General features: G+C 68.9%; 24 protein-coding genes and 5 pseudogenes. 18 read left to right on the top strand and 11 right to left on the bottom strand.

Going from position 1 to position 25,083, the window contains the following annotated elements:
- Positions 1-58: 58 nt before the first annotated feature.
- Complete coding sequence (locus tag ACFWBW_RS03685; protein ID WP_385367993.1) at positions 59-1,318, top strand: arginine deiminase; 1,260 nt, start codon at positions 59-61, stop codon at positions 1,316-1,318.
- 99 nt (positions 1,319-1,417) lie between these two features.
- On the opposite strand, the gene ACFWBW_RS03680 is transcribed toward ACFWBW_RS03685, so the two are convergent.
- A complete protein-coding gene (locus tag ACFWBW_RS03680) occupies positions 1,418-1,864 on the bottom strand; it encodes a hypothetical protein (protein WP_385367991.1) in 447 nt (148 codons plus the stop codon).
- Positions 1,865-2,115: 251 nt separating this feature from the next.
- On the opposite strand from ACFWBW_RS03680, the gene ACFWBW_RS03675 reads away from it, so the two are divergent.
- From ACFWBW_RS03675 to ACFWBW_RS03665, 3 genes are all read left to right on the top strand, one after another.
- On the top strand, positions 2,116-2,607 hold the full coding sequence (locus tag ACFWBW_RS03675) for a DUF1269 domain-containing protein (protein WP_385367989.1): 492 nt from the start codon (positions 2,116-2,118) through the stop codon (positions 2,605-2,607).
- Between the two features lie 193 nt (positions 2,608-2,800).
- A complete protein-coding gene (locus ACFWBW_RS03670; protein WP_385367987.1) occupies positions 2,801-3,424 on the top strand; it encodes a hypothetical protein in 624 nt (207 codons plus the stop codon).
- A 94-nt stretch (positions 3,425-3,518) separates the two neighbouring features.
- Positions 3,519-3,719, top strand: a complete 201-nt coding sequence (locus ACFWBW_RS03665; RefSeq protein ID WP_385367985.1) for a 4-oxalocrotonate tautomerase family protein — start codon at positions 3,519-3,521, stop codon at positions 3,717-3,719.
- A gap of 92 nt (positions 3,720-3,811) precedes the next feature.
- On the opposite strand, the gene ACFWBW_RS03660 is transcribed toward ACFWBW_RS03665, so the two are convergent.
- From ACFWBW_RS03660 to ACFWBW_RS03645, 4 genes are all read right to left on the bottom strand, one after another.
- Complete coding sequence (locus ACFWBW_RS03660) at positions 3,812-5,143, bottom strand: Dyp-type peroxidase (RefSeq protein WP_385367984.1); 1,332 nt, start codon at positions 5,141-5,143, stop codon at positions 3,812-3,814.
- Entirely contained in the window at positions 5,140-6,288 is a 1,149-nt protein-coding gene (locus ACFWBW_RS03655) for a DUF4331 family protein (RefSeq protein WP_385367982.1), read from the bottom strand. Before ACFWBW_RS03655 ends, ACFWBW_RS03660 begins: the two co-directional genes overlap by 4 nt.
- Positions 6,289-6,295: 7 nt before the next feature.
- Positions 6,296-6,880 (bottom strand): hypothetical protein, encoded by a 585-nt coding sequence (locus tag ACFWBW_RS03650; protein ID WP_385367981.1) that lies wholly within the window; start codon positions 6,878-6,880, stop codon positions 6,296-6,298.
- 69 nt (positions 6,881-6,949) lie between these two features.
- A complete protein-coding gene (locus ACFWBW_RS03645; RefSeq protein WP_385367979.1) occupies positions 6,950-7,762 on the bottom strand; it encodes an SDR family oxidoreductase in 813 nt (270 codons plus the stop codon).
- A 196-nt stretch (positions 7,763-7,958) separates the two neighbouring features.
- Here ACFWBW_RS03645 and ACFWBW_RS03640 point away from each other — a divergent pair, with 196 nt between their 5' ends.
- Genes ACFWBW_RS03640 through ACFWBW_RS03630 form a run of 3 tightly spaced genes read left to right on the top strand, consistent with a single transcriptional unit; the run spans position 7,959 to position 10,232 of the window.
- Positions 7,959-8,405 carry a heme-binding protein gene (locus ACFWBW_RS03640; RefSeq protein WP_385367977.1) on the top strand — a complete coding sequence of 149 codons (447 nt, stop codon included), beginning with the start codon at positions 7,959-7,961 and terminating at the stop codon, positions 8,403-8,405.
- Positions 8,345-9,802, top strand: coding sequence for a dihydrolipoyl dehydrogenase family protein (locus ACFWBW_RS03635; RefSeq protein WP_385367975.1), 1,458 nt, complete (start codon positions 8,345-8,347; stop codon positions 9,800-9,802). Before ACFWBW_RS03640 ends, ACFWBW_RS03635 begins: the two co-directional genes overlap by 61 nt.
- A 28-nt stretch (positions 9,803-9,830) precedes the next feature.
- Complete coding sequence (locus ACFWBW_RS03630; protein ID WP_385367973.1) at positions 9,831-10,232, top strand: hypothetical protein; 402 nt, start codon at positions 9,831-9,833, stop codon at positions 10,230-10,232.
- Here the strand turns inward: ACFWBW_RS03630 and ACFWBW_RS03625 are convergent.
- The 4 genes and pseudogenes from ACFWBW_RS03625 to ACFWBW_RS03610 form a co-directional block, all read right to left on the bottom strand.
- Positions 10,213-10,326: pseudogene (locus tag ACFWBW_RS03625) on the bottom strand (pirin family protein); the annotation flags it as partial. The gene ACFWBW_RS03630 and the pseudogene ACFWBW_RS03625 overlap by 20 nt on opposite strands.
- A 400-nt stretch (positions 10,327-10,726) precedes the next feature.
- Positions 10,727-11,302 (bottom strand): annotated as a pseudogene (locus tag ACFWBW_RS03620) (universal stress protein); the annotation flags it as partial.
- 134 nt (positions 11,303-11,436) lie between these two features.
- Complete coding sequence (locus tag ACFWBW_RS03615; RefSeq protein WP_385367971.1) at positions 11,437-12,369, bottom strand: M56 family metallopeptidase; 933 nt, start codon at positions 12,367-12,369, stop codon at positions 11,437-11,439.
- 6 nt (positions 12,370-12,375) lie between these two features.
- The gene (locus tag ACFWBW_RS03610; RefSeq protein WP_385367970.1) at positions 12,376-12,777 is read right to left on the bottom strand and encodes a BlaI/MecI/CopY family transcriptional regulator; all 402 of its coding nucleotides are present in this window, start codon (positions 12,775-12,777) and stop codon (positions 12,376-12,378) included.
- A gap of 872 nt (positions 12,778-13,649) precedes the next feature.
- Between ACFWBW_RS03610 and ACFWBW_RS03605 the strand changes: the two genes are divergently transcribed.
- The 4 genes from ACFWBW_RS03605 (at position 13,650) to ACFWBW_RS03590 (ending at position 19,369) form a co-directional block, all read left to right on the top strand.
- Complete coding sequence (locus ACFWBW_RS03605) at positions 13,650-14,225, top strand: TerD family protein (protein ID WP_385367968.1); 576 nt, start codon at positions 13,650-13,652, stop codon at positions 14,223-14,225.
- Positions 14,226-14,858: 633 nt separating this feature from the next.
- Positions 14,859-15,440 (top strand): TerD family protein, encoded by a 582-nt coding sequence (locus ACFWBW_RS03600; protein ID WP_385367966.1) that lies wholly within the window; start codon positions 14,859-14,861, stop codon positions 15,438-15,440.
- A gap of 1,146 nt (positions 15,441-16,586) precedes the next feature.
- On the top strand, positions 16,587-17,672 hold the full coding sequence (locus tag ACFWBW_RS03595; protein WP_385367965.1) for a TerC family protein: 1,086 nt from the start codon (positions 16,587-16,589) through the stop codon (positions 17,670-17,672).
- Between the two features lie 1,151 nt (positions 17,673-18,823).
- Entirely contained in the window at positions 18,824-19,369 is a 546-nt protein-coding gene (locus tag ACFWBW_RS03590) for an EF-hand domain-containing protein (RefSeq protein ID WP_385367963.1), read from the top strand.
- 122 nt (positions 19,370-19,491) lie between these two features.
- Here ACFWBW_RS03590 and ACFWBW_RS03585 read toward each other — a convergent pair.
- Positions 19,492-19,737 (bottom strand): annotated as a pseudogene (locus tag ACFWBW_RS03585) (transporter associated domain-containing protein); the annotation flags it as partial.
- A gap of 1 nt (position 19,738) precedes the next feature.
- Here ACFWBW_RS03585 and ACFWBW_RS03580 point away from each other — a divergent pair.
- Positions 19,739-20,205 (top strand): annotated as a pseudogene (locus tag ACFWBW_RS03580) (diaminopimelate decarboxylase); the annotation flags it as partial.
- A gap of 6 nt (positions 20,206-20,211) precedes the next feature.
- Positions 20,212-20,859, top strand: a pseudogene (locus ACFWBW_RS03575) (transposase); the annotation flags it as partial.
- Positions 20,860-20,962: 103 nt separating this feature from the next.
- Here the strand turns inward: ACFWBW_RS03575 and ACFWBW_RS03570 are convergent.
- Positions 20,963-21,394 (bottom strand): Fur family transcriptional regulator, encoded by a 432-nt coding sequence (locus ACFWBW_RS03570; protein ID WP_385368078.1) that lies wholly within the window; start codon positions 21,392-21,394, stop codon positions 20,963-20,965.
- Positions 21,395-22,029: 635 nt separating this feature from the next.
- On the opposite strand from ACFWBW_RS03570, the gene rpmF reads away from it, so the two are divergent.
- The 5 genes from rpmF to ACFWBW_RS03545 all read left to right on the top strand — a co-directional run bounded on the left by rpmF (position 22,030) and on the right by ACFWBW_RS03545 (position 25,076).
- Positions 22,030-22,200: a 50S ribosomal protein L32 gene (gene rpmF / locus ACFWBW_RS03565; protein ID WP_243338867.1), complete on the top strand. Its 171-nt coding sequence runs from the start codon at positions 22,030-22,032 to the stop codon at positions 22,198-22,200.
- A gap of 5 nt (positions 22,201-22,205) precedes the next feature.
- Entirely contained in the window at positions 22,206-23,384 is a 1,179-nt protein-coding gene (locus ACFWBW_RS03560; RefSeq protein WP_385367961.1) for a GTP-binding protein, read from the top strand.
- A 109-nt stretch (positions 23,385-23,493) separates the two neighbouring features.
- Complete coding sequence (gene rpmG / locus ACFWBW_RS03555) at positions 23,494-23,658, top strand: 50S ribosomal protein L33 (protein ID WP_385367959.1); 165 nt, start codon at positions 23,494-23,496, stop codon at positions 23,656-23,658.
- Between the two features lie 30 nt (positions 23,659-23,688).
- A complete protein-coding gene (locus ACFWBW_RS03550) occupies positions 23,689-23,937 on the top strand; it encodes a type B 50S ribosomal protein L31 (RefSeq protein ID WP_031149134.1) in 249 nt (82 codons plus the stop codon).
- A gap of 26 nt (positions 23,938-23,963) precedes the next feature.
- Positions 23,964-25,076: a CobW family GTP-binding protein gene (locus ACFWBW_RS03545; protein WP_385368076.1), complete on the top strand. Its 1,113-nt coding sequence runs from the start codon at positions 23,964-23,966 to the stop codon at positions 25,074-25,076.
- Positions 25,077-25,083 lie beyond the last annotated feature (7 nt).

Below are 25,083 nucleotides of genomic sequence, written 5' to 3'. Positions count from 1 at the left end.
CCCCGATCCCCGATCGGGATACCTGATCCCCGATCCATCCAACGAAAGGCGCAACGCGTTGAGCACCGACAGCACCCCCCGGCCCGCCTTCGGCGTCCACTCCGAGGTCGGCAGGCTCCGCAAGGTCCTGGTCTGCGCACCCGGGCTCGCGCACCGCCGCTTGACCCCCACCAATGCGGACGACCTGCTCTTCGACGACGTCATGTGGGTGGAGAACGCCCAGCGCGATCACGCGGACTTCGTCAACAAGCTCACCCAGCGCGGAGTCGAGGTCGTCGAGCTGCACGACCTGCTCGCCGAGACCATGGCCATTGCCGAGGCCAGGACCTGGCTCCTCGACCGGAAGATCACCGCCAACGAGGTCGGCCTCGGCCTCCTCGACGGCACCAGGGCCTTCTTGGAAACCCTTGCCCCGCGTGAGCTGGCCGACTTCCTGATCGGAGGGTTGTCGACCGCCGACCTGCCGGACGACTTCCGGTCCGGCTACGTGGCGCTCGCTCGCGAGGCGACCGGTGCGCGGGAGTACCTGATGCCGCCCCTCCCCAACACCCTCTACACCCGCGACACCACCTGCTGGCTCTACGGCGGCGTCACGCTGAACCCGCTGTACTGGCCTGCCCGGCACGACGAAACCCTCCTGATGAAGGCGATCTACACCTTCCACCCCGACTTCAAGGCCTCCACCGTATGGTGGGGCGACCCCGAACAGAACTGGGGACAGGCCACGTTCGAGGGCGGCGACATCATGCCGGTCGGCAACGGCGTCGTGCTGATGGGCATGAGCGAACGCACCTCCCGCCAGGCCATCACTCAAGTCGCCGCCTCCCTGTTCAAGAACGGCGCCGCCCAGCACGTCATCGTCGCGGGCATGCCCAAGCTGCGGGCCGCCATGCACCTCGACACCGTCTTCACGTTTGCCGACCGCGACATCGTCACCCTCTATCCCAAGATCATGGATGCGGTGCACACCTTCTCCCTGCGCCCGAGCGACAAGCCCGTGGGCGTCGAGATCACAGACGAGGGATCGAGCCCGTTCGTCGACGTCGTGGCCAAGGGCCTCGGGCTGCCCCGGCTGACGGTCATCGAGACCGGCGGGGACGTGTACGCCTCCGAGCGCCAGCAGTGGGACAGCGGCAACAACGCGGTCGCCCTGGAGCCCGGCGTGGTCTTCACGTACGACCGCAACACGCAGACGAACACGCTGCTGCGCAAGGCCGGCGTCGAGGTCATCACCATCGTCGGCGGCGAACTCGGGCGCGGGCGCGGTGGCGGACACTGCATGACCTGCCCGCTCATCCGCGACGCCGTCTCCTTCTGACGGGCCGGGCACCGTCGCCGGGCGGCCCGTCGGATCCGCCGGGGCCGCCGGGGCCGCCCGGCGGTGGGGTGCGGGGGCTGGACGTCGTGTACGGCCGGGTCAGGCAGTCAGGCCCGCGTCCGCTTCCCGGTGCATACCCGTGCACAGCGCCCAGATGACGAGAATGTTGATGGCGATGAGCACCAGCGCCCACAAGGGGTAGTACGGGAGCCACAGGAAGTTGGCGATCGCGCCCAGCCCGGCGATGGAGACACCGAAGAAGCGCGCCCACAGGGCTCCGCTGATGACGGCACAGCCGGCGAAGACGAGGACGATGCCCAGGATGAGGTGGATCCAGCCCCAGCCCGCCAGGCTGAACTCGAAGATGTAGTGTCGCGTCGCGAGGAACACGGTGTCCTTGGTGATGGCCGCGATCCCTTCGAAGATCGCCATCGCTCCACCGAAGATCATGAAGGCTGCTGCCATGACGGTGGTGCCGGATACGGGCGCATGCCAGGGACTCGGGTGTGAGTTACCTGCTCGGGGTCTGCTGGCGTCACTGGCCATTTCGGTCTCCATGGGTCGCAGAGCCGGCCGATCTCGTATGCCGGGATCGGCGTGATCCCCTGTTTCAGCGTGTCACGGCGGCCATCCATCGGCATTCCGGACCACGACGTCTCCCCGTGTTCCCGCATTTCCGAGTGCCGGAGAGCCGGGGCTGAGCTCGTCGCCCGGCGCACGCCGTGGTGGCGGGATGCTGCAGCCCCCACGGGGGCATAGCGTGCGTTGAGGTCCTGTCGCCACACCGGGAGGCGTTCATGTCGGAGCTGATGGTGATCGGATACGAGGATCCCGAGACTGCCCGGCGGGCCTACGCCACCGTGCAGGAGCTTCACCGGGATCACGTCGTCAGCGTGAGCGGGCTGGCGGTGGTGTCGGTGGATGTGCAGGGCGAGACCCACGTGGACACGCCGAGCCGTCTCATCGGTCCGTCGGCTGCGGCCGGGGCGGTGTGGGGCATCGTCTTCGGCGTGCTGTTCCTTCTGCCCGGCGTCGGGTTCGTTGCCGGCGCAGCGGTCGGCGGACTGCTGGGGAAGCTCGGAAAATCAGGTGTCGACGAGGAATTCCGCCGACGCGTTCAAGATCTCCTCAATCCTGGGTCGGCGGCCGTGGCCATCATGGGCCTGATCGTGTCGGAGGACAGGTTCTCCGAGGCCATGCGGCAGCACGGCGGCACGGTTTTGAAGGCCTCGCTCGGCGCTGCGGAGGAGAGTGAACTGGCCGAGCAGCTCGCGGGCGCTCGACCGTAGGTGCGCCATGCCCCTTGCGGTCAGGCTTTGCAGGCGCGGAGGCGTGCGGCCGGGCCGAACGAGGCCCGGGCCTTGCGGCGCAGTGCTTGGCGGCAGCGCCCACCCGGTCGGTCCACCCCGGTCGCGGCAGGCGAGGACGGCATCGAACATGAGGTGATGCCGACATCGGCCCGTCAGCGTGGAAGGAAGCCCTATGACCGTGTCCGGGAAGCACTCACCGGCTGGGCGGGGTGTGACGGCTGTCGCATTGACGCTGGTCACCATGGTTTCGGGGGTGGCCGCGCTGGCGTCGTGCAGTACGGGTGCGGGAGATCAGTCGACCAGGACGTTCAGCCCCCGCCCGACCCCGCCTGACACGGCTTCCTTCTCCGGCATGCCACCAGCCCCGATGAGTTCGGCCGCGGCCTCCGCACTCGCGTCGGCGTCGGCTGCGGCCTCGTCCGCGTCTGCCGCCGCCTCCGCCTTCGAGGCCTCTGTATCGGCCGAGACGCTGCGGGCGAACGAGGCTGCTGCCAGGGAGCTGGAAAAGGTGTCGGGCGGTGGCAACGCGGGGGCAGATGTCTCACTGCGCGGCAAGCCGAGGGCCGAGACCGGGGGCCTTCTGGCACTCATCGTCAGCATCACCAACCGTACGGACAAGAAGGCGTCGTACGCCGTCCAAGTGGACTTCACGGATGCCACCGGCAAGGTCGTGGAGAGCAGGATCGTCGGAGCGGAGAACCTCGAGCCCGGCGAGCTGGCCCAGCCCCTCGCCATCAGCCGCAAGCCCGCCGACTTGAACCTGACACCACGGATCGCAAAAGCCCAGCGGTACTGATCGCCCGCTCGTGCGGGTGTGCGGCTCTCGCGCCGACCGGTCTGCGCACGCCTTCTGACGGGGGCGTAACGCGCCCCTTGAGAAGGAGCTGGACATGCCGTTCATCGAGGTCAAGCACATCGCGAGCTGCAGCACTGAGCAGAAGCGTGCGCTCGTCCGAGAGCTCACCGACGCATACGTCAGAGCCATCGGTACGGACGAGGGGAAGATCTGGGTCACCCTGCAGGAGTTCGATGCCCAGGACTGGTCGACCGGTGGTGAGCTGGTCAGTGATCGCGATGGCGCGTCCGGCTGAGCTCTTGGGGTCGGTTCGCCGCCGGTGCGGGGGTGGAGAGCCATCGAGCCACAGCAGGTGGTGTTCGGCGGACATTCGCTCCCGCCTCGTCGTCAGTCTGTCAGCCGGCTGAGCCAGCGCAGCGCGGTGAAGCTGGGCATGAAGAAGTAGTCGCCACCACGCGTGACGACGAAGGTCGGAAGTTCTGAGAGTCGGCGCCGGATGGGTCGCTCCGGGACGGTGAAGACGCCGTCGCCCTGGTTCGCGCCGCACAGCGGGTCCTTTTCCAGACCATGGCCGATGAAGATCCCGCTGTTCACCCACTCCTCCTGGACGAACTCGAACTGCCGCCGCAGCGAAGCGCCGACACACGCGAAGATCATTCCCCGGTCGACTGCGTCGTCCTCCACCACTCCCTCAGGCAGTGTCGGTCCGTAAACAACCTCCCGGCGCAGCAGCCGGTGCCGACGCGGGTTGCCGACGACGTCGGCGTCGCGGGGGTTCATCCGCCGCACATGGGAGCCGACCGGGCACTTGAGGCCTCGCTCGTCCGCGTCGGCTTTGTAGGCGAAATCGTTGTTGCGGGCCGGGTCGGATCCGAGGTCCGGGTCGTCCTGCTCCGGGGCGAGGGTGAGCGGTGCGCCGCTGGGCCACCTGCCCATGATCTTCGCGGCGACCAGCTCCTCGTCATCGGAGGCCGAGGCCTGTTCGCGTACGTACCGACGGAAGGCGGCCACCCGCTGGTGGAGCTTGCGGATGACGAGATAGCTGCCGTTGTGGCCGAGAACGGCCGGCTGGGGAACGGGAGGGATGCGGCCGCTCTCGTCGGGGTAGCCGAGGATGAACTCCCCTGCTTTGAGGGGTTCTTCCTTCGGGTTGGAGCCCGGGATGCCGCTTCCCTCGACGGCGGGGTGACTGATGTTGTCCTGGAAGCCGAAGGGTTCGCGGCCGTCCGAGGAACGGCAGTCCAGGCGGTAGAGGACGGTGATGCCCCCGACGCGGGACACCATGGCCTCGGCTCGCTCCAGCTGCGTGTCCAGCCGCTCCTGATCGGGAGCCATCGAGGTCAGGACCACATGGATGTCCGGAGAACGCAGCGGCTCCTCCCAATTGGCCGGTGCGCTCTCGCCGATGTCGTGCAGGCGGTCGGCCCGAGCTGCCATACCCGCCCGGAACTCGGGGTCGAAGCTGTCCAAGGATGCCGGGGGAACGCCCAGTGCTTGCAGGCCCTTGTACGTAAGGGCAACGCTCAGCCAGGCGTCGGCGTCGGGGCTGGCGGGTTCCTCAGCCGTGCGCAGGGAGGGGATCAGCTGGGCGAGCAGTTCCCGTCCGGCCGCGGCGTTGTCGATCCGCAGGAGCGTGAACACGCCGACGTAAGGGCAGGGCAGTGGGTGCAGGACCCCGCCTTGGATGTCCTCGAGTTGCAGTGGGGTGTACGTCGTCATGTGCGGCCTGCCTCTGCGACGGCGGGAGCGGGAGCCGGATTGGGCGGGGCCAGATAAGGGAAGTCGTCGGTCGCCGGTACCGTCGCCTGATCGACTCCGTCGCTGACGCGGGGCCCGTTCCCGGCGCTGATGAACAAGGTGTAGTAGGTGTCGAGGAAGTCGTCGTTGAGGGCCCGGCCGCCGCAATCGCGGTGCGGGCGGTCGGCGAGCATGTCCTGTTCGATGCCGAACCAGGTGTCCTCGGCGAACGGCTTGGTCACGTCCACGACGAGGAAGTCCTGGAGCAGCAGGTCGACGAGGGGGTGGTTGCCGTTCTCGTCCGGCGGCCAGTCGGTCTTGCCGTCCAAGCCGTCGTAGAAGCTCAGGTTGGCGCCCAGCCGGCTGCGGTAGGCATCCAGGTAGTCGTCCCTGAGGTGGAATGCGTCTTCCTGGTTGTAGAGCTCGCGCAGGTCGATGGTCCGGTTGAGCGGGTCGTATCCGGGCCACTGCATGCCGATGTTCTTGATCTCCGGGCGGCCTACGCGCTCCAGACGGACCGGCCGCTTGCCGGCTGCCAGTGTCTCGCCGACGACCGCGACCAGGGAGTGGTCCGGCAGCCAGCGGGCGCAGTCGACCTCCACAACGATGCCGAGCACGTTGGCACCGTCCATGGTGTTCGTGGTGACCTTCCCGAATGCCAGTTTTCCGGTGGTGACGGTCTCCATGATCGATTCGAGCTGGAAGATGAACGGGTCCGAAACGAGACCGGCGAACATCCGCAGCCCGTCACCGTCGCCACCGGAGCGGTCGTGCACGACCGCGCGCGCCTCGTGATGGGTGGGCGTCGTGCAGGTGCCGACCTGCACGGGCCGGCCACCGCCCGTCGGCGCGGAAGGCTCCGAGAAGGTGCATTCCAAGATCAGCTCGGTGTCATCGGCGCCGACGGCGAACCGCGCCTTCACCCCCGTGGCGGCGACCGACACGGGACGGAGCCTGAACCTGCACACCACATCGTCGGCAAAGAACGCTGTGTGGGCGGCCCGGGGGAAGACGGTCATCACCAGCGTCAGGTGGCCTTGGCGCCCTGGGCTGGGAAAGGCGTACAGGTCGCAGATGTCGGAGGCCGGATCCTCCAGGGCACGAGGCGACGACAGGTGATCGGACATGGTTCCTCTAGCCCGCCGCGTGCTCGAGGAGGGCCTGGAACTGCGGAGTGCCGAGCAGCTCCTGGTAAGCGGGGTCGCGAACGGCCCGCTGGAACTCCGGGCTGTCCAGAAGAGCCTCGAAGTCCTTCTTCAACGTCAGCGCCTGCTGGATCTCCGGCACGGTGCCGTCGTAGAAGCGCATGTACTCGACAGCGGTCTCCTGGTGGTCGATCAGGTAGTCCATGATGTCGGGATCGCGCATGCCGCCTGCGGGGAAGCCCTCGATGTGCTGGAAGATCATGTCGAAGGCGGGGGCGTTGTGCTCGGCGAACGCCTCGATGTAGGGATCCCACTCACCGTCGTAGTTCGTGGAGAACATCATGCGCGTGTCGTTGTCGAACAGGACCCACCGCCGGTCGTGCAGGGTGCCGATGAGGAGCCCGGCGTGCGCCTTCTGCTCGATCGGCCACTTGTCCAGCGTATCCAGCGCCTCTCTGAGCTGCTTCTCGTGGCCCTCCTTCACCTTCCAGAAGGTCGTCAGCTCGCCCGTGGCGCCCTGCTTCTTTCCAGGCCGTGTCCGCTGCGGCTGCGCCGCAGTCCTGTCGTCCGCCATGTTCCGATCCCTTCGTGAGTTCGCGCGCTTTTCGCGGGCTGGATTTCCGTTGGTGTCCTTTGCGCGGCCTCAGCCGGTGCCGTGGTTCCCCGGCTGTGGCTGCGTACGCGTCCACGCGTCGCGTTGACGTTGGCGCACCAGGTCCTCCGACTCCTGCGGATGCACGTTGCGATAGCGGCCGGAGTCGGCGGTGACCATGTCCACCATGGCTTTGACCAGGTCGGCAGGGTCGTACTGCGTCGCGAACCGTTCGTCGAGTCGGGCCATGTCCTGCGGCCGGGTGAAGTTGCGCGCCGGGTCGTACCAGCGGTCGCGGCTGCGCACCATCTCGTCGTTGAATCCGGTCCCGTAGGGCCCCGGGTTCAAGGTCGCCACCTGCACCCCGTGGGGGGCGAGCTCGTTGCTCATCGACTCCGCGATGCCCTCCAGCGCATGCTTGGAGGCGGCGTACGCACCCAGGTAGGAACCGGCGGTCAGTCCGGCGATCGAGGACACGAAGATCACCCGGCCGTGGCCTCTCTCCACCATCCGGCGCACGACGCCCTGGGTCAGCGCGAGGGTGCCGAAGACATTGACCTCGAAGACCCGCCGCACCAGATCGAGCGGGATCTCGGAGATCGGGCCGCCCTCACCGATGGCCGCGTTGTTGACCAGCACATCGATGTCCCAGCCTGCGGCCGCCTGGCGGTCTGCCTCTGACAGCAGATCGAGCTTCTCCACGCGCAGGGTTCCGCCACGCGCGGCCGCCGCGTTCTTCAACTCCGGGATCTGCTCGGCATGGTGCACGGCGGCGATGACCGACTGGCCGTTCGCCATGAGTTCCAGTGCGGCTTCGCGGCCGAAGCCTGATCCCGCGCCGGTAATGAGAACGCTCTTCGCCATTGCCTCAGCTCCGAGTCGTGTCCGGGCCCGCGACGGCAGTCGCGGGCCAAGGCCAAGCAGAGGAATGCCCACCCGCGGTGACCGAGTCCATCAATGCCGCAAATAGTGCAGATCCAAACGAGCCAGGATAAATATCATGCTAGGCGGAATGGTCACGGCGTCGCATACCGGCGCACACATCGTCATGGAGGCGCCGATGCCGCATGTCCTGTCGCTGCCGAGCAGCGCTCGCATGACCGACACCGGCATGAATGCGGCGCGGGAGCTGGGCATTCAGGTGTCCATCGCGATCGTCGACGCCGGCGGGCACCTCATCCACTTCATCAGGATGGACGACGCGATGCTCGGCTCCATCGACTTGGCGTGGCAGAAGGCCAGAGCCTCCCTGCTCTTCCGCCGGCCCAGCGCCGCCCTGGGTGAGATCACCCGGCCGGGCGGCCGCGCGTACGGGCTGCAGTGGAGCCACCAGGGACTGGTCTGTGTCGGCGGCGGCCTGCCCGTCACCGACGAGTCCGGCACCACCCTCGGCGCGGTCGGAGTCTCCGGCGGCAGCGCCGACCAGGACGTCGTCGTCGCCGAGGCGTGCCTGAACGCGCTCACCGGGAGAGCGGGCAACGATCCGGCACCGGAGCCACGACGGTGAGGGTGCTGGTCGTCGGCGGTGGCGCTGCGGGCGTGTCAGCGGCGATGCAGGCCCGTGAACTGGGAGCCGATGCCGTCCTGCTGGAAGCAGTCGAGGTGGGCGGCACCAGCCTCAACCACGGACCCGCCCCGGTCCGTACGCTGGCCCGCGCAGCCCGCCTGGCCAGGGACTGGAACTCCTGGGCCGACTTCGGCCTCGAAGGCAGCCGGCCCGTACCCAACCTCCCGGCGATCCTCGCCAACAGCGCCCGCGTCTCCCGCTACGCCCGCGACCGCAAACACATGGGCGCCCGCCTTCGCCACTTCGGCATCGAACTGACCGAGAACCTCGGTCCGGTCCACTTCCTCGACTCCACCACCCTGGCGGCCGAGGACGGCCGTACCTGGACTGCCGACCGGATCATCCTGGCGGTCGGCGGCCACGCGGCAGGCCTTCCCGTCCCCGGTGGAGAGCTGGCCATGACCTACGGCGACCTTCCCGCCCTCACGGCCCTGCCCGGCACGGCGGCCGTGATCGGGGGGGCCGACACCGGCTGCCAGATCGCCTCGATCCTGGCCGACCTCGGGTCACGTGTCAGCCTGTTCGAAGCGGGCCCCCACCTGCTGCCCCACGCTGATGCCAGTGTTTCCACGGGTATGCGCGACGCCTTCCGCGACCGAGGCATCGAGGTCTTCACCGCCACCCAGGTTCAGTCCCTGGAGCGCGCCGGCGGCGGCGTACGACTGCGCCACGGGGACACTGGGACGACGTTCGACGCGGTGTTCGCCGCCATCGGATGGCCGGCCGACATTCAGAATCTCGGCCTGCCACGAGCCGGTGTCACGGCGGAGCGGCACGCCATTCCCGTCGATGCCCACCTGCGGACCAACGTCGAGCACATCTACGCGGTAGGAGACGCCAACGGCCGCTCCAAACTGGTCCAGACGGCCAGGCTGGAAGGCCGCGTTGCGGCAAAGAACGCGGTCAACGGACCCACCGCCGTCGCCACGTACACGGTCGTACCCACGGGCAGCTTCACCGACCCCGAGTACGGCCAGGTCGGCCTCACCGAAGCACAAGCGGCCGGCCGTCACCGCGCGGTCACAGCGACCGCACTCTACGAGAACCTGCTGCGGCCCGTCACCGACGGACGCCCCGAGGGCTTCTGCAAACTCATCGCCGACGCCGACCACCACACCATCCTCGGAGCCCACGTACTCGGTGAGTACTCGGCCGAAATCGTGCAGGTCGTCGCCACCGCCATGGCATCCGGCATGAAAGTCGAACAGCTCGCCGACCTTCAGTTCGCCTTCCCCACCTTCACCGAGGCAGTCGCCATGGCAGCCCAGAAGATCTGCCGCGACATCGGGATCGGCTCCTTCCCAGCCGTATGGAGCGACCTGGAAACCGAGCGGTAGTCCTGAGCCACCCCGCAGGACAACGCCCGTGAGCGCCTCGGCCCCGTGCCTCCTCGTGCTCGCGGTCGTCATCGCGCCGTTCGTCTGCAGCCGACTGGCCGTGGAGATCGTCGCGCTCGGCTCCGCCCTGCTCGTGTACGCGGTCGGCCTGATCTCCGCCGACCAGGTCTTCGCGGGCTTCGAAGACCCCTCGGTCGTGTACGTCGCGGCGCTGTTCGCCGTCGGCGCGGCCCTCCGGGAAGTCGACCGGCCGCGCGGCTTCAACGCACATCCCTCACAGGCCAACACCCAATCGCGTGCAGACGCTGGACTTGCGGCCTGGCGACCAGCCGATCATGCGGACGGAGGGCGTGCTGGAGCGCGACGCCAAGAGCCTCGACTTGACGGACCCCTGGCGACATCATCGCAGTTCAGCGCACCCTTCCCCTAGGCTTCAAGCGAGTTGGGGGCAGCTCCGGGGCAGGAATCGGAGGGCCGTCGTAGCCCTTGACCTCGCCGTAGCGGGTGCCGTTCATCCAGTCCTGGCCGACACCGACGCGTACCGCCACGAAGCCGCCGCCCGCCCGCTGGTGGTCGCGTGGACTGCCCGCGCCGACGCCCTGACCACCTACCGCCGGACTCTGGCCGATCAGCGCGAAAGACCCCCTGGCCGTCCTCCGGTCGCTCCTCCACCTCCACCACGTTCGTGCCCTCGGCGGCGGGCCCGGCCCTGAGTTGCTCACCCTCCGTCTCGCCCGCACCGCCGCCCTCGCTCGCACCCACCGCACCGACCGTCGCAGGGGTCGCTCGTGAACGCCACCGTCCTAGCGGCCCGCTACGGCCGCCGCCTACAGACCCCCGACCCGGCCGCAGACCCCGTGCTGGGTCAGTCCCTCAGCCAGGGACCGGCCGGGATCGTGCTGTGGCACGTGGGCCGAGGCGGTGATCGCCGTGGTCGGCCCAGGTGGACCACGCGTGCAACGCCATGAGATCGGCGCCCCGCAGTGCGGCCTCGGCGAATGCGAACGCGATGGCGGCCTGCCCCTGTCTGGAGCCGTCCACCGCCACCACCACAGGCCCGGCCGGGTCCGGCCGGCCCCGTACGACCATCACCGGGCAACTGCTGTGCGCGCTCAAGTGAACCGCGGTCGATCCCAGCAGGAGCTTGAGGAAGCCCCCTGACCCGCGGTGGCCCACCACGATGAGCTGCGCCGTACGCGACTGGGCCTCCAAGACCATCAGCGGCTCACCCGCGACCACCGCGTGACTCATCTCAACCCCCGGCGCTACGATTCCGGCCCGCCCGACCGCCTGCCCCACCATGTCCTCAACCAGCTCCCGCAGGCCCCCCGTGGGCGGACCCAACGGCGAGCCGCCACGTGGTACGTGCATGGCAGGCCAGGTGAAGGCGTGAACCACTCGCAGTTCCACACCCCGCAACGACGCCTCGCGCGCCGCGGTGTCCACCGCGCTCAGCGCGGAAGGCGAGCCGTCCACGCCTACCACCACCGGCCCGGTCATCGCTTCGCCTCTCATGAAAGGCGGTCGCGCCGCTCAGCCCCCTGTCCTTCCAGCTTCTCCCGGAGTCAGGCCATCCGCCATGGAACGCCGTTGCGGCCCCGCCGCCGTGAGGCTGCGGGGCCTTCGCCCGCCCGCTACAGGGGGGTGGCCGCGTGGAGGATGAAGTACAGGGTGACGGCGGAGTTAGCCGAGGAAAGAGCGGAGGCTGCGGTGCCTGCCGCCGCGCCCCATAGGGCAAGGCCCACCGCGGTGAAGGCCGAAGGCCACTCACGCACTGCGGGCGGCGGTCCCAGGAGGGCGGCGACGCGGCGTGGTACCGGCCCGGCGGCGGCGATTCCGGCCAGGGTGGGTAGGGGTGTGCCTCGGCTGATCAGGGCGGCTTTCCCGATGGCCACGGCTACCGTGCGTCGGCTGCCGATCGTGGCGGCGGCGTCTTCGTCCGCCCACCGTTCGGCGGTGTAGGTGACGGCGGAACGCAAGGGTCGAAGGAAGGGGTTGGCTCGGGCGGCGAGCTGCACCGCGAGCAGAAAGCGGTGGTGGTGGCATGCCAGGTGGGCGCGCTCGTGCGCGAACAGGGCCCGGCGTTCACGTGAGGTCAGGGCGGCGAGCATGCCGGAGCTCACCACGACGCGGTCACGCCGCCCGCCGGGCAGTGCGTACGCGTACGGCACGTCGTCGGGCAGAACGGCCACCGAGGTGGAAGGCAGCCCGGACAGGGCGCGTCCGCTGCGCCGGCGCACCCGGTGAGGGCGCCATGCCGCGGCGATGCACGAGGCGATCACCGTCAAGAGGGCGGGGATGGCTGCCTTGCCGGCAACCTCGTCGTAGGGCACCGCTTCGCGCACCTCGGGGTCCGACCAGCCGTCCGGCAGCGGGTTGCCCGGCAGCTGTGCCGTGCCGACGACCATGAGCAGGGCCAGGCACAGGGTGCTGCATACCGCGAGGACGGCCGCGACTCCCGTCAGCAGCCAGGTCGCGGTACGCGGGTGAAGATGATGCTCGGCCAGGCGTGCGATCGGCCATGCCGTTAAGGGCAGGACCAGCGGCAGGACGACGAAGACCCCCATGACCCGTCAGTCTTCCCCTTCTTGGGGTGCCTGCGCCAGCAGATCGCGCAGCAGCCGCTCGTCCCGGGGCGACAGGGCGGTGACGAAGCTCGCGAGAACCGCTTCTCGGTCCGCCTCGCCGTCCAGGACCTTGCGCATCCGCAGCGCGGCGAGCCCCGATTCGTCGGCGACCGGCGTCCACTCAAAGGACCGGCCTACCCGCTCCCGGGCGACCGCACCCTTGATGTGGAGCCGGGTCAAGATGGTCATTACGGTGGTGTAAGCGAGATTCCCGCCCAGCCGCTCCTGCACCCAGCCCGCGGTCGCCGGACCCGGCGCCTGACCCAACACTGCCAACACCTCGGCCTCCAGCGCGCCCTGTCCGCGTCGACGGGGATGCTCGGCGCCGCCCGTATTCTGGTCCGTCATGCCGTCAACCTCCCGCCGTATGGCCCCAACCGTCGCGCCGGGGCGGTTCATCGTACAGACTGCGTGATCTGCTGATCGGCCTCTGCCTTCACCCTGTTCACCTCACCCGTAGCGCGGCACCGGCAGGCCAGCTCCAAGGCGCGCAGCCTCACCCGTGGTGAAGCGCGTGCGCAGCAACCGTTCCTCGTTTGGGCACAGGCGTGCGACGAAGGATCTCAGCACCGCTCGCCGGCCTCTCTCACCTAGGACCCGGCGCATCTGCCAGGCCGCAAGTCCTGCCCCGTCGGTCACGGCACTCCACAACACGGCGGCTCCCAAACGGCACCGGACCACGACGCTCGCCGCGTCCAGCCGGGTCAGCGTGGTCGCCACCGGCGAGAGCCGGGTCGACGTGCCGGCGCACCCAGTCGGCGGTGACCGGTCCCGGGGCGTTCTCAAGAGCGGCCAGGAACGCTCGCTTTCAGTTCACCCTGGCCCCGCCGGACACGCACCGCCGAATCCAGAACGTCCCGATCGTCATCCACTCACGCCTCCTCTCCACCCGCCATCTTCTACGGCATTGTAGATTTCCGCCTCTCACCAAGGGAAGCGGCCGCACAAGCAAGGCAGCCGCGAAAAGCTGGCACTGAGGCAGCGGCCAGGGCGCTGGACCGGGTACACCAAGGCGCCCCGGCTTCCTCGCCGCGCAGCGCGTATCCAGCCCGGCAGTGGACCCTCCTATGTGGTTGAAAGTGACCAGTGAGCGGAATGGCGTAAAACGCGGCTATGAGCGTCGGGCTTACGACCCAGATTTCTACAGTGTTGTAGATTTCGTAGTGGAGTCGACGGGTCGGTCGAAGGCCGTCCCGCGGACAATGTGAAAGGGATGTCGCATGGGTGTGAGCCTGTCCAAGGGTGGCAATGTTTCACTGAGCAAGGAGGCCCCGGGCCTGACGGCCGTCCTGGTCGGCCTGGGCTGGGACATTCGGACGACGACCGGGGTCGACTTCGACCTCGACGCCAGCGCGCTGCTGGTGAACGCGTCCGGGAAGGTCCCCTCCGACCAGCACTTCGTCTTCTACAACAACCTCAAGAGCCCCGACGGCTCCGTCGAGCACACCGGCGACAACCTCACGGGCGAGGGCGAAGGGGACGATGAGGTCGTCAAGGTCGACCTCGCCACCGTGCCCGCAGAGGTCGACAAGATCGTCTTCCCGGTCTCCATCCACGACGCCGAAACCCGCAACCAAAGCTTCGGCCAGGTCAGGGGTGCGTTCATCCGCGTCGTCAACCAGGCCGGCGGGACGGAAATCGCCCGCTACGACCTCTCCGAGGACGCCTCCACCGAGACCGCGATGGTCTTCGGTGAGCTCTACCGCAGTGGCGCCGAGTGGAAGTTCCGCGCAGTCGGCCAGGGCTACGCCTCGGGCCTCTCAGGGATCGCCGCTGACTTCGGCGTCGGCGTCTGACCGATCAAAGAGCGCCTGTGGGCGGGCCCCTCCGGACCCGCCCACAGGGCGTGACGCCGACGCCCATTCACTCATTCCGGTGACCTCTACAGACCGCCGCTCCCTCCCGACGGGATCGAGCCGGCCAGCATCGCGGACTCGCGGCGATCCGCGCACCGCAGGTTCCGGACCATCGTGCCGCCCTCGACAGCAACGGTCCGCGCGGGGTGGCGACTGGCAGGCTGCACGCCGGGGCGCCAGAGGGGCCTGTGTCATCGCCGCTGAAGCCCGGACCGAGCCCGTAACCTCTCGCGCGTACGCGGGACATGAGGCTGCCGAGCGCCCGCAACCGACGGAGCTGGACGGGAACCACACACAGCCGCAGCCTTGTTCACCCCGACACAGACGCCTCGCCCAGGACCTGACCCACGCCCTCTGGAGTGGCGTCGCCGCGCCCGTCGCCCGCCACCCAAGGCCGAACCGGCCGCACATGCGCCGCCAACCGGGCGCAGGCCGGCAGGGCCTGGCCCGGTCCGAGAGGCCAACGCCCCGAGCGCCCTGCCGTCATGTTCTACAGTGCTGTAGATTCGAAAGCGGTGCGCCAACGCGGCACCGGGCCATAGCCTTTCGGCCCCGAGAATCAGGAGGACATCGGTGGGAATCAATCTCAGCAAGGGCCAGCAGATCAGCCTGGAGAAGTCCGGCGGCGGCACACTCAGCGTGGTCCGGATGGGGCTGGGATGGCAGGCCGCCCCGCGCAAGGGCTTCCTCGCCCGCCTGACCGCCCGGGAGATCGACCTGGACGCATCCGCCGTGCTCTTCGCAGGCAAGGAGCCGGTCGACGTGGTCTTCTTCCAGCAGCTGGTCAGCAAGGACGGATCGGTGCGTCACACCGGCGACAACCTCGTGGGGGGCGCCGGGCAGGGTGGCGACGACGAGTCGATCCTCGTCGACCTGGCGCGCGTGCCAGTGCACGTCGACCAGATCGTCTTCACCGTCAACTCCTTCACCGGACAGACCTTCGCCGAGGTGGAGAACGCATTCTGCCGCCTCATCGACGAGAGCAACGGCCAGGAACTGGCCCGCTACACCCTCTCCGGCGGCGGCAAGTACACCGCACAGGTGATGGCCAAGGTCCACCGCTCCGGTTCGGGGTGGAACATGTCCGCGATCGGGGAGCCGGCCGCCGGTCGCACCTTCCAAGACCTCCTGCCCGCCATCGCCTCCCACCTCTGACCACGCTCCCGGCGCACGCCGAGGCAGGCTGTCCGCCGTTGCAAGTCGGCCCGCATCCTGAGGCCCGCGCGATGAAGAGCGAGAGCGGCGCCCAGGCAGCCGGTGGAACGCCTGCCGGAGCCCTTTCGGCAAGACCGTGGAGACCCACTTCTTCGACCTCACCACCTGGGGCGCGGCCATCGGCGGCGCCCTGGTACTGCTAGTCGGCTACCGCATCCTGTTCGGCCGATCCCGGAACTGAGCCGCAGGGGCACGGGCTTGCCCGCGACCGGGGCGGTGTTGCCCCGTACTGCTTCACTTTCTGCCGGTCCGGCCGGGCACCGGCTCCCGCGCCGCGTCCCTCGAAGCCCGCACCGCGTAGGCGCACGACCGGATCGGTATACGGTCCTCCGGTTGGCTTGGCGACGCGCTTGCGAGGGAGATCATGTCGGAGACTTGGATCGGCGCCGTCTTGGCGTCAGCCGGGGCGCTCACCACCATGGCGGGGACAGCCCTCTACGTCCTCCCCGGCCCCGGAATCCCAGTGGTAGCCGCGGGCATGGCCTTCCTCATCACGGGCGTGACCATGCTGGGTGCCGACGCCACCCGCCCGCCGATGAGGGCAGGACCCAGGCCCGACTGTCCCCGCATCCGGGCCCGGTATCGCCGGGGTGTCGCATCGCCCCAGTTCAAAAGGCACGTGGGGACATCATCGTTTCCGTTCCGTCTATCACAGCGGTACAGCGGGGCGTGCCAGGTCCGGGAGTGACGCGGACGGTGACGGACGCGGGAGGGTCTGTGGACAGTTCCCCGCTCACGAGCTGGGGACGGTTCCCATGCAAGGGGGAGCGGCCGGTCTCCTTGCCGTCGACGAGCAGCTCGACCAGTCCCGGATGGCCGCTGTGGACGTTCACGGTCACCGAGTGGCCCCTGGCGTCAAGGTGAAAGTGGTGGCTTCCCGTCATCAGGTGCCTCCCTGCGGAACCTCTACCCCACCCTCATCATGCCTGCGTCCGCCCCGGCCTGCCCCCTCGGGCCGGGGCGGACGCACACTGTGCGGAAGACACGGGTACCGAGACCGCTCCGCGTGCCCCAGCGGGCGCGAAGCCGCACACTGCGATAAGGAGGCCTGCGTATTTCGCGCGGGCCGAGGTGAGGGTGTTCGGCGTGCTTGAGGTCCCACTGTGGCTGTGGGGGGCGTTCGCCGCGACGGTGGTCGTGTCGCTGGCGGTGGACCTGCTGTCCCACCGCACCGCGCACGTCATCCACTTCAAGGAGGCCGCCGCCTGGAGCGGCCTGTGGGTGAGCCTCGCCCTGATCTTCGGCGCGGTCGTCTTCCTCGTCCTCGGCACGACCGCCGGCACCGAGTACACGACGGCCTGGCTGCTGGAGAAGAGCCTGTCGGTCGACAACCTGTTCGTCTTCGCCGTGATCTTCGCGTACTTCAAGGTGCCCCGGGCCTACCAGCACCGGGTGCTGTTCTTCGGCGTCATCGGCGCGCTCGTCTTCCGCGGGATCTTCCTCTCCCTCGGTGTGGCGGTGGTCAGCCGCTTCACCGCCGTGCTGTTCGCGTTCGCTGCGGTGCTCTTCTACAGCACCTACAAACTCCTCAAGGACGAGCAGGACAGCTTCGACCCGGGCAAGAGCTTCGCCGTACGGCTACTCCGCAAGATCATCCCGGTGCGCGACGAATACGCCGGGGCGAAGTTCTTCGTAAAGGAAGCCGGCAAACGGATGGCGACCCCGCTGCTCGCGGTGGTCGCCGCGATCGAGGCCGCCGACCTGATCTTCGCCGTCGACAGTGTTCCGGCCGTCCTCGCGGTCAGCGACGACGCATTCATCGTCTACACCAGCAACGCGTTCGCCATCCTGGGCCTGCGGGCCCTCTACTTCATGCTCGCCGGCCTCCTGGACCGCTTCCACTACCTGAGCAAAGGCCTGGCGATCATCCTCGCCTTCATCGGCGTCAAGCTCATCCTCCAGGCGTCCCACAAGCTGATCAGCCCCAGCATCCCGGAAATCCCCTCACCGATCAGCCTCGCCGTCATCGTCATCGTCCTGACAGGTTCCGTGGTGCTCAGCCTCAGAAGGCCGGCCCCGATACGCGTTCCGGAACAGGCTGACGAACAGAGGGACGCCTCCGAGGCCACCGATCAGGCCGAGGCGCGTAGCGCACCACCTGTGGTGGATGACCCCGAGCCGCCCACCGGTCCACCAGATCAAGACGGTGAAGCACCTCCACGCTCGGGATAGTCCGGAAGCCGACCACTTCCCGACCGAGCAAAACGGGCATATCGTAAAGAAATGGTCAAGATGAAGCGCAAGCCCGAAGCGTACATGTGCCCGACCTGCCAGCAGTCCGTGCCGGCCACACCCCACCGCCATAAGAGCCTCGGGGTATTCGTTCCCGTGTGGGGCCCGGGCCCATGTCAGAACCGCGACTGCCCCGACTACCGCCTGGATCCCAGGCGCAAGCCTGATTCCGGCGAGCACGCCACCCAACCGTAGCTCTCAAGAACAGGGCCGACATGGGCATTCCCGGCCCGGCTGACTGCCGGGCGCGATGGCTGCGTCCGGGCCCCGCCTGACGCTGACGTGGCCTGTCCTCTCCGACCTGTCTGGCCGCAGCCGTACGCGGCCCAACCGAACTCGCGGACCTCAACCCACTCGACGTCTTCGTCAGCGGCGAGGAGACGCAGGAGCAAACTCACCGCCGACCCGGGGACGGATCCGCCGCCGACCTCGGAGCAGCCACGGCCCCGCCCTCGGCGGGGAGAGGTGTGCGCGCCTGTCCGGCACGACCAAGCATCGGACACGAAAGTGCGCAGACCCACGAGAAGGTCACCCTTGACAGCTCCACACCGCTTTCAGCGTAGTGGAGCGAACAGTGCGCACCTGATCCGCTCACCTCGCCCCGAAGCCTGCTGCCTGACGGCGGCCCGGGACGAGGCATCGTGAACCGCAGCTGCTGTGCCCGGGCGGCCGGGCCCCACCACTCCACACCACCACCCTCGCGACGGCTCGCGCCTTCTCTGCACTTCGTGCGTCGCACCAGTGCGTCGAGCGGTCGAGGAGGTGCCCCTGTCGTAGGCAGGGTTTTGCTGCTGCGTTGGGCTGCTCCTGCTCCCGCTATGAGCGGTGGCCGGCTCCGTCAGAGGAGTTGCCACTGTGTGCCGTGCCGACGTTCAGGATGCGTCAGGGCCCCTTCGTCCGTACCTGTCACTCAAACCTGGCACCTTCCGGAAGTACCTGCCAAAAGAATCTGACACATCTCAGGGAGGGGTAGGGGGGTATATCAGGGATGACTCAGGGCAGCAGGGCCGCGTGCATCTTGCCGGTACGGTCACAATGAGGAGCGTCGGCGCCGCCCCCGGCCGGTCGCCCTTTCAGGAAGGACATGACGTATGGCCATCGCCGATCCGATCACCCGCAGGCTGCGGAGGTTGTTCGTGGCCTTGGACGCCGACGAGGACGGTTTCGTCGGGTGGGGTGACCATGAGCGGATCGTGGACAGGTACGCGACCGGCTACGAGCTGGCCAAGGATGACCCCAAGATCAGTTCTCTGGAACGGGCGTACTGGTCACAGTGGCTGGGGCTGCTGCAGCAGGCGTCGCCGGGGCAGGAGCGCTTGTCCCTCGACGAGTTCGTCGCGGCGAACCGAGCTGCGGGATTCGGCGCCAACGGATCCCATCTGCTGGATGACATCGCGCGGGCCGTGTTCGACGTCGTGGACGTCGACGGGGACAAGAAGATCAGCCGGGATGAGTTCGCCAGGTACCTGGGCCTCTGGGGGATCTCCCCCGAGGACGCTCCACTCGCCTTCCAGCGGCTGGACCTGGACCGCGACGCCTTCATTTCCCAGCAGGAAGTCACCAAGTCCATCCGTGCGTTCCACCTCTACAACGACGATCTGAGCACCCCGGGCGGCATCTTCCTCGGCGTCCATTGACACATGTGGCTCTGGAGCGGCGGTCATCTGGCTGCGGCTTACAGAGATCACGGCGAACTCGGCGCTGACGAAGAGCGTTGGCGATCAGGGTGAAGGCGCGCCGATCAGTAGCTGGATCGCGGTCATCGGCGCTTCTCCTCATCGGTGGGGGCGGAACCGGCCGGGGCGGTGATCGACACCCGGTCAGCGCGGTGGTGCTCCATGGCGAGGACCGTCAGCTCCCAGCCGTCCACGGTGGCCGTGTCGCCCTCGACGGGAAGGCGCTCGAGTCGCGCGGCGATCAGGCCGGCCAGGGTCTCGCACGGTCCATCGGGCGCCGTCAGTCCGATGGCTTCGAGCTCGTCGAGGCGGACGCCTCCGTCGGCCTCGCCGGACGGGTCGGCGCAGCACGCCCTCGCGCGCTTACTCGACCAGCCACAGCTCGAACTGACGGGCCTGCACTGCCACATCGGCTCGCAGATCACCGAGGTGAAGCCGTACCTGGTGGCGCTCCGCCGCATGGTGGGACTGATGGCCCGTATTCGTGACACGCCCGGGGTCGTACTGCCCGAGCTGGACATGGGCGGCGGCCACGGCATCGCCTACCGGCCCAGCGAACCCGCCCTCGACCTCACCGCGCTCGCCCGCCGGATCCGCGCCGAGCTCGGCGAGGCCTGCGCCGCCGCGGACCTGCCCGTGCCTCGGCTCGTCATCGAACCAGTGCGTGCCGTCGTCGGACCAGTGGGCGTCGCCTTGTACCGCGCACTGGCCGTCAAACACACGGGAGAGACCGTCTTCGTCGTGCCGTCGACGGAGGCATGAGCGACAACCCGCGCCCCGCCCTGTACGGGGTGCGCTGCTCGCTGGAGCTGACCGACGAGATCACCGCCGAGCTCACGGTGCTGACCGGCTTCGACCAGGACCTCGCCGCGGAAGCCACCCGCACCTCCAACCGGATCCGCGGGCTACTGACCCAGTTCCACCCCAGCCTCGAGCGAGTCCTGGGACCCCGGCTGGACCACCCCGCCATCACATGGCTCCTCGAGCGCTACGGATCCCCGGCCGCTCTACGCAAGGCCGGCCGTCGCAGACTCGTCGAGGTGATCCGGCCCAAGGCTCCGCCGATGGCCGCCCGGCTGATCGACGACGTCTTCGATGCCCTGGACGAGCAGACCGTCATCGTTCCCGGCACGGGCACCCTCGACATCGTGATCCCGTCCCTGGCCGCCTCACTCACCGCGGTCCACGACCAGCGCCGGGCCCTGGAAGCCCAGATCAGCACCCTGCTGGAGGCCCACCCTCTTCACCCGGTCCTGACCTCGATACCCGGAGTCGGAGTCAGGACCGCCGCCGTCCTGCTGGTCGCCGTCGGCGACGGCACAGGCTTCCCCAGTGCCGCCCACCTAGCCTCCTACGCCGGCCTCGCCCCCACCATGAAATCGTCGGGCACCTCGATCCACGGCGAACACGCACCACGAGGCGGAAACCGGCAGTTCAAACGCGCGATGTTCCGGACATAGAGACACCCCCCGGATGACATTCCGCTGGCGACGTACCCCGCCATGAGATCCGGTGGGGTACGTCGGCCTGTGCGGACGCCGGTTCAGCCGCCGTTCAAGCTGCGGCCGCTGTGCAGTCGGCGCAGGTGCCGAAGACTTCCACGGTATGGGCGATGCCGACGAAGTCATGTGTGGCCGCGATCGCCGCAGCCCACTTCTCGACGGCCGGACCGTCGACCTCCACCGCCTTGCCGCACGAGCGGCAGACCAGATGGTGATGATGATCGCCGCTGGAACAGCGCCGGTAGGCGGCCTCGCCGTCGCCGGTGCGGAGCACGTCCACTTCACCCGCTTCCGCCAGGTGCTGAAGGGTGCGGTAGACGGTCGTCAGACCCACGGAGTCGCCGCGACGCTTGAGCACATCATGCAGCTGCTGCGCACTCCGGAACCCGTCGACAGCGTCGAGCGCCGCCACTACGGCGGCCCGCTGCCGGGTCGACCGTTGCCGGACTGGCGCACCATTCGTCTCGCCAGGCACAGTCGCCACCGTCGCCACCGCTTCCTCCTCCTTGGGCACGCAGGCTGGTTGCGTCAGGCCACGGAACCTACGCCTCCACGCTTACGAACCATGACAGATGCCACGGTAATTCCCCTGGCTCAGCGGTCGGGAAGAGGAAGCCTCGCGAGGTCCGCCTCGTGCGCGAGTTCGGTCCCGCCGGGGGCCGAACCGACGCCGTTGACGACCGCAGCGTACTCCCAACCCGCGGCGCCCCCCGCTCCCCTCTCACGCTCGCCCCGCGGCCGGAAGCGCCGCGCCACTCCAGTGCGGCAAGGACGACCGCTGCATCCTCAGGTTGCCCGACCTTCCACCGTTGAAAACGATTCCCATAACTGATTAGGTGAACGCGGTCGCGCGCGACGCCCCCGCGGCGCCAAGGGGGGCTCCAACGGGCGTCGCGCGCGGCTACGTTGGGCCAGAGGTCCCGGTCGCGCACGCCGGCCACGGGGGCCCCGCCCCCAGCCGCTCCCCGTTGACAACGCCCCCGCCTCCCCCGCACGGGAGGCCGCGCCCCCGCAACGTCGCACGCCCACTCGCCTCGGTACTCCTACACCAGATTGAAAATGGTCGTCATTTTCATGTAGCTTTCCCGTCGAACGCCCTCGACACCTCAGGAGATCCCGATGGCAGTCCCCAAACGGAAGATGTCCCGCAGCAACACCCGCCACCGCCGGGCCCAGTGGAAGGCCACGACCCCGCAGCTCGTCCCGATCACGGTCGACGGCTCCGTGTACCAGGTCCCCCAGCGCCTGGCGAAGGCCTACGAGCGCGGCCTTCTGCGCCCCGAAGGCTGAGCCGGATGACTGGCACGAAGCCTGCCGCGCTGCCCGTCACCGTCCTGTCCGGCTTCCTCGGGGCCGGCAAGACCACGCTGCTCAACCACGTGCTCACCAACCGCGAGGGCCTGCGGGTCGCGGTCATCGTCAACGACATGAGCGAGGTCAACATCGACGCCGCACTCGTGCGCGGCGGCGAGGCGGCCCTGTCGCGCACCGAGGAGCGGCTGGTCGAGATGACCAACGGGTGCATCTGCTGCACCCTGCGCGACGATCTGCTGGAGGAGGTCGACCGGCTGGCCCGCGAGGGGCGCTTCGACTACCTGCTCATCGAGTCCAGCGGGATTTCCGAGCCGATGCCGGTGGCGGCCACGTTCTCGTTCCCGCGCGACGACGGCGCCACCCTGGGCGACCTGGCCCGTCTCGACACGATGGTCACCGTCGTGGACGCGGCGAACTTCCTGCCGGAGCTCGCCGGCGGCGATGAGCTCACCGCCCGCGGACTCGATCAGTACGAGGACGACGAACGCACCGTCAGCGATCTCCTCATGGACCAGATCGAGTTCGCGGACGTCATCGTCCTCAACAAGCTCGACCTGGTCGGGCCGACCGACGTCGCCCGGCTTCGCGCGACGCTCTCGCGGCTCAACCCGGAGGCGAGGATCGTTCCCGCCGTCCGCGGGCAGGTGGCTCTTGAGCAGGTGCTGGGCACGGGCCTGTTCGATGTCGAGCGGGCCCAGCAGGCCCCGGGCTGGGTCAAGGAACTGAACGGCGACCACGTCCCGGAGACCGAGGAGTACGGGATCTCCTCGCTCGTGTTCCGCTCCGACCTGCCGTTCCACCCCGGCCGACTGTGGACCTTCGTCACCAAGGGCCTCGACAGCGGGACGTTCGGACAGGTCCTGCGCTCCAAGGGCTTCTTCTGGCTGGCCAGCCGCCCCCGCGTGACCGGCCTCTGGTCCCAAGCCGGCGCCGTCGCCCGCTTCGAGCCCTCGGGCGCCCGCGGGCCGGACACCGCTCAGGGCCAGGAGCTCGTGTTCATCGGCACGGGCCTGCGCGCTGACTCACTGCGGGCGGCGCTCGAAGCCTGCCTGCTCTCCCCGGGCGAGGCCGTGCCCGCCGTGGACGACTTCCCGGACTGGGAGACGTACGGGATCGACGACGCCTGCGAGCACGAATCCGCCGCTCCTCAGGCGGCCTGAAACTCCGGGCCGGACGGTGGTCGCAGCCACGGCACCGTCCGGCCCGGCCTCCCAGGGACACACCACAGCCCATTATTGAAAACGATTTCCATTTCCGTATACTGTCTCCATGGCACGCGACGAAGTACGCCCGATCATCAAGCTCCGCTCCACCGCCGGCACCGGCTACACGTACGTCACCCGCAAGAACCGGCGCAACGACCCGGACCGCATGGTGCTGCGCAAGTTCGACCCTGTTGTCCGCCGGCACGTCGACTTCCGCGAAGAGCGCTGAGCAAGCCCCTCCTCCAGAGAGAGCGACCCCATGAAGCCTGGAATCCACCCCGCCTACGGCCCCGTCGTCTTCCGCGACAAGGCCGCCGACTTCGCGTTCCTCACGCGCTCGACCGCCTCCAGTGACAAGACGGTCGAGTGGGAGGACGGCAACACCTATCCCGTCATCGACGTCGAGATCTCCTCGCAGAGCCACCCCTTCTACACCGGCACCGCACGCGTCCTGGACACCGCCGGCCGCGTCGAGCGCTTCGAGCGCCGCTACGGAGGGCCCAAGTGACCCTCCCCGTCGTGATCGTCGGCGGCATGCACGCCGACGCACGCAAGGAGACCGTCGAGCACCTGCTGCGCTCCGTGCCGGGGAGCATCGCCCTGCACCACGACCTGTCCTCCGCTGCCGGCGGTACGGTGCTCCGCACGCTGCGCGATTCCGGGGGCGCCATCTCCGCCGACGAGACGCCGCTGGTCAACGATTGCGCCTGCTGCGCCCTGCGCGAGGACCTGGTCCCCGAGCTGGAGCGGCTGGCCGCCGGCGGGCTGACCCGGCTGGCGGTCGTGGAGCTCTGGGACTCGGTCGAGCCCAGGGCGATGGCCGAGGTCGTGGCCGCCCATGCCGGTGACGCGCTGGAACTCACCAACGTGATCACCGCCGTCGACCCCGCGCTCGTCCTGCCCTGCCTCGGCAACGGGGACGACCTCGCCGAAGCCGGACTCGCCGCCGCGGCCACCGACCAGCGGACCGTCGGGGACACCTGGGCCCGCCAGCTCGAATACGCGCCGGTCCTCGCCATCGCCGACAGCGAGGAGGCCGACGACGAGGACCGCGCCCTGCTCGCCCAACTGCACCCGACCGCCCACCAGGTGCCCACCGGTTCCAGCGCACTCACCCGCCTGGCGTTCGCCGGCTTCGACGTGGAGAGCGCCGCAGCCGCCCAGCATCCCGCGTGCGCGCTCCTCCCCCAGGAAGCCGACGAAGCCGGAGTCGCCACGCTCGTCTGGCAGCGCCGCCGGCCCTTCCACCCCGAGCGGCTCTACGAGGCCCTGGCGGACCTGACCTGCGCCGCTGCCCGCAGCCGCGGCCGGTTCTGGCTCGCGGACCGGCCCGACACCCTCTTGGCGTGGGACGCGGCAGGTGGCGCGCTGTGCGTGGAGAGCGCCGGCCCCTGGCTGGCCTCGCTCCCCGACGCCGCCTGGGACCTGGTCCCCGCCATGCGTCAGGCCGCGGCCGCACTCGACTGGGACCCCGAACACGGCGACTGCTGCCAGCACCTCGTCTTCACCTCACCGGGCCTCGACCGCGACGGGATCGAACAGCTTCTGGACTCGTGCCTCCTGACCGAAGCCGAGTACACAGCCGGGCGGGAAGGCTGGAAGCAACTCCCCGCCGCCTTCGGTCCGTTGCTCGACTCGGTCTCCTGACCGACCG

The sequence above is a fragment of the Streptomyces sp. NPDC059957 genome, from assembly GCF_042730015.1.
GTDB lineage: Bacteria > Actinomycetota > Actinomycetes > Streptomycetales > Streptomycetaceae > Streptomyces.
The sequence above is the reverse complement of the archived record's forward strand: the minus strand, read 5'-3'. Positions and strand labels throughout refer to the sequence as shown.

Coding starts and splice junctions, on each gene's coding strand:
- ACFWBW_RS03680 (WP_385367991.1), bottom strand. CDS start 1,864: ATGGCCAGTGACGCCAGCAGACCCCGAGCAGGTAACTCACACCCGAGT.
- ACFWBW_RS03675 (WP_385367989.1), top strand. CDS start 2,116: ATGTCGGAGCTGATGGTGATCGGATACGAGGATCCCGAGACTGCCCGG.
- ACFWBW_RS03670 (WP_385367987.1), top strand. CDS start 2,801: ATGACCGTGTCCGGGAAGCACTCACCGGCTGGGCGGGGTGTGACGGCT.
- ACFWBW_RS03665 (WP_385367985.1), top strand. CDS start 3,519: ATGCCGTTCATCGAGGTCAAGCACATCGCGAGCTGCAGCACTGAGCAG.
- ACFWBW_RS03660 (WP_385367984.1), bottom strand. CDS start 5,143: ATGACGACGTACACCCCACTGCAACTCGAGGACATCCAAGGCGGGGTC.
- ACFWBW_RS03655 (WP_385367982.1), bottom strand. CDS start 6,288: ATGTCCGATCACCTGTCGTCGCCTCGTGCCCTGGAGGATCCGGCCTCC.
- ACFWBW_RS03650 (WP_385367981.1), bottom strand. CDS start 6,880: ATGGCGGACGACAGGACTGCGGCGCAGCCGCAGCGGACACGGCCTGGA.
- ACFWBW_RS03645 (WP_385367979.1), bottom strand. CDS start 7,762: ATGGCGAAGAGCGTTCTCATTACCGGCGCGGGATCAGGCTTCGGCCGC.
- ACFWBW_RS03640 (WP_385367977.1), top strand. CDS start 7,959: ATGCCGCATGTCCTGTCGCTGCCGAGCAGCGCTCGCATGACCGACACC.
- ACFWBW_RS03615 (WP_385367971.1), bottom strand. CDS start 12,369: ATGGGGGTCTTCGTCGTCCTGCCGCTGGTCCTGCCCTTAACGGCATGG.
- ACFWBW_RS03610 (WP_385367970.1), bottom strand. CDS start 12,777: ATGACGGACCAGAATACGGGCGGCGCCGAGCATCCCCGTCGACGCGGA.
- ACFWBW_RS03605 (WP_385367968.1), top strand. CDS start 13,650: ATGGGTGTGAGCCTGTCCAAGGGTGGCAATGTTTCACTGAGCAAGGAG.
- ACFWBW_RS03590 (WP_385367963.1), top strand. CDS start 18,824: ATGGCCATCGCCGATCCGATCACCCGCAGGCTGCGGAGGTTGTTCGTG.
- rpmF (WP_243338867.1), top strand. CDS start 22,030: ATGGCAGTCCCCAAACGGAAGATGTCCCGCAGCAACACCCGCCACCGC.
- ACFWBW_RS03560 (WP_385367961.1), top strand. CDS start 22,206: ATGACTGGCACGAAGCCTGCCGCGCTGCCCGTCACCGTCCTGTCCGGC.
- rpmG (WP_385367959.1), top strand. CDS start 23,494: ATGGCACGCGACGAAGTACGCCCGATCATCAAGCTCCGCTCCACCGCC.
- ACFWBW_RS03550 (WP_031149134.1), top strand. CDS start 23,689: ATGAAGCCTGGAATCCACCCCGCCTACGGCCCCGTCGTCTTCCGCGAC.
- ACFWBW_RS03545 (WP_385368076.1), top strand. CDS start 23,964: ATGCACGCCGACGCACGCAAGGAGACCGTCGAGCACCTGCTGCGCTCC.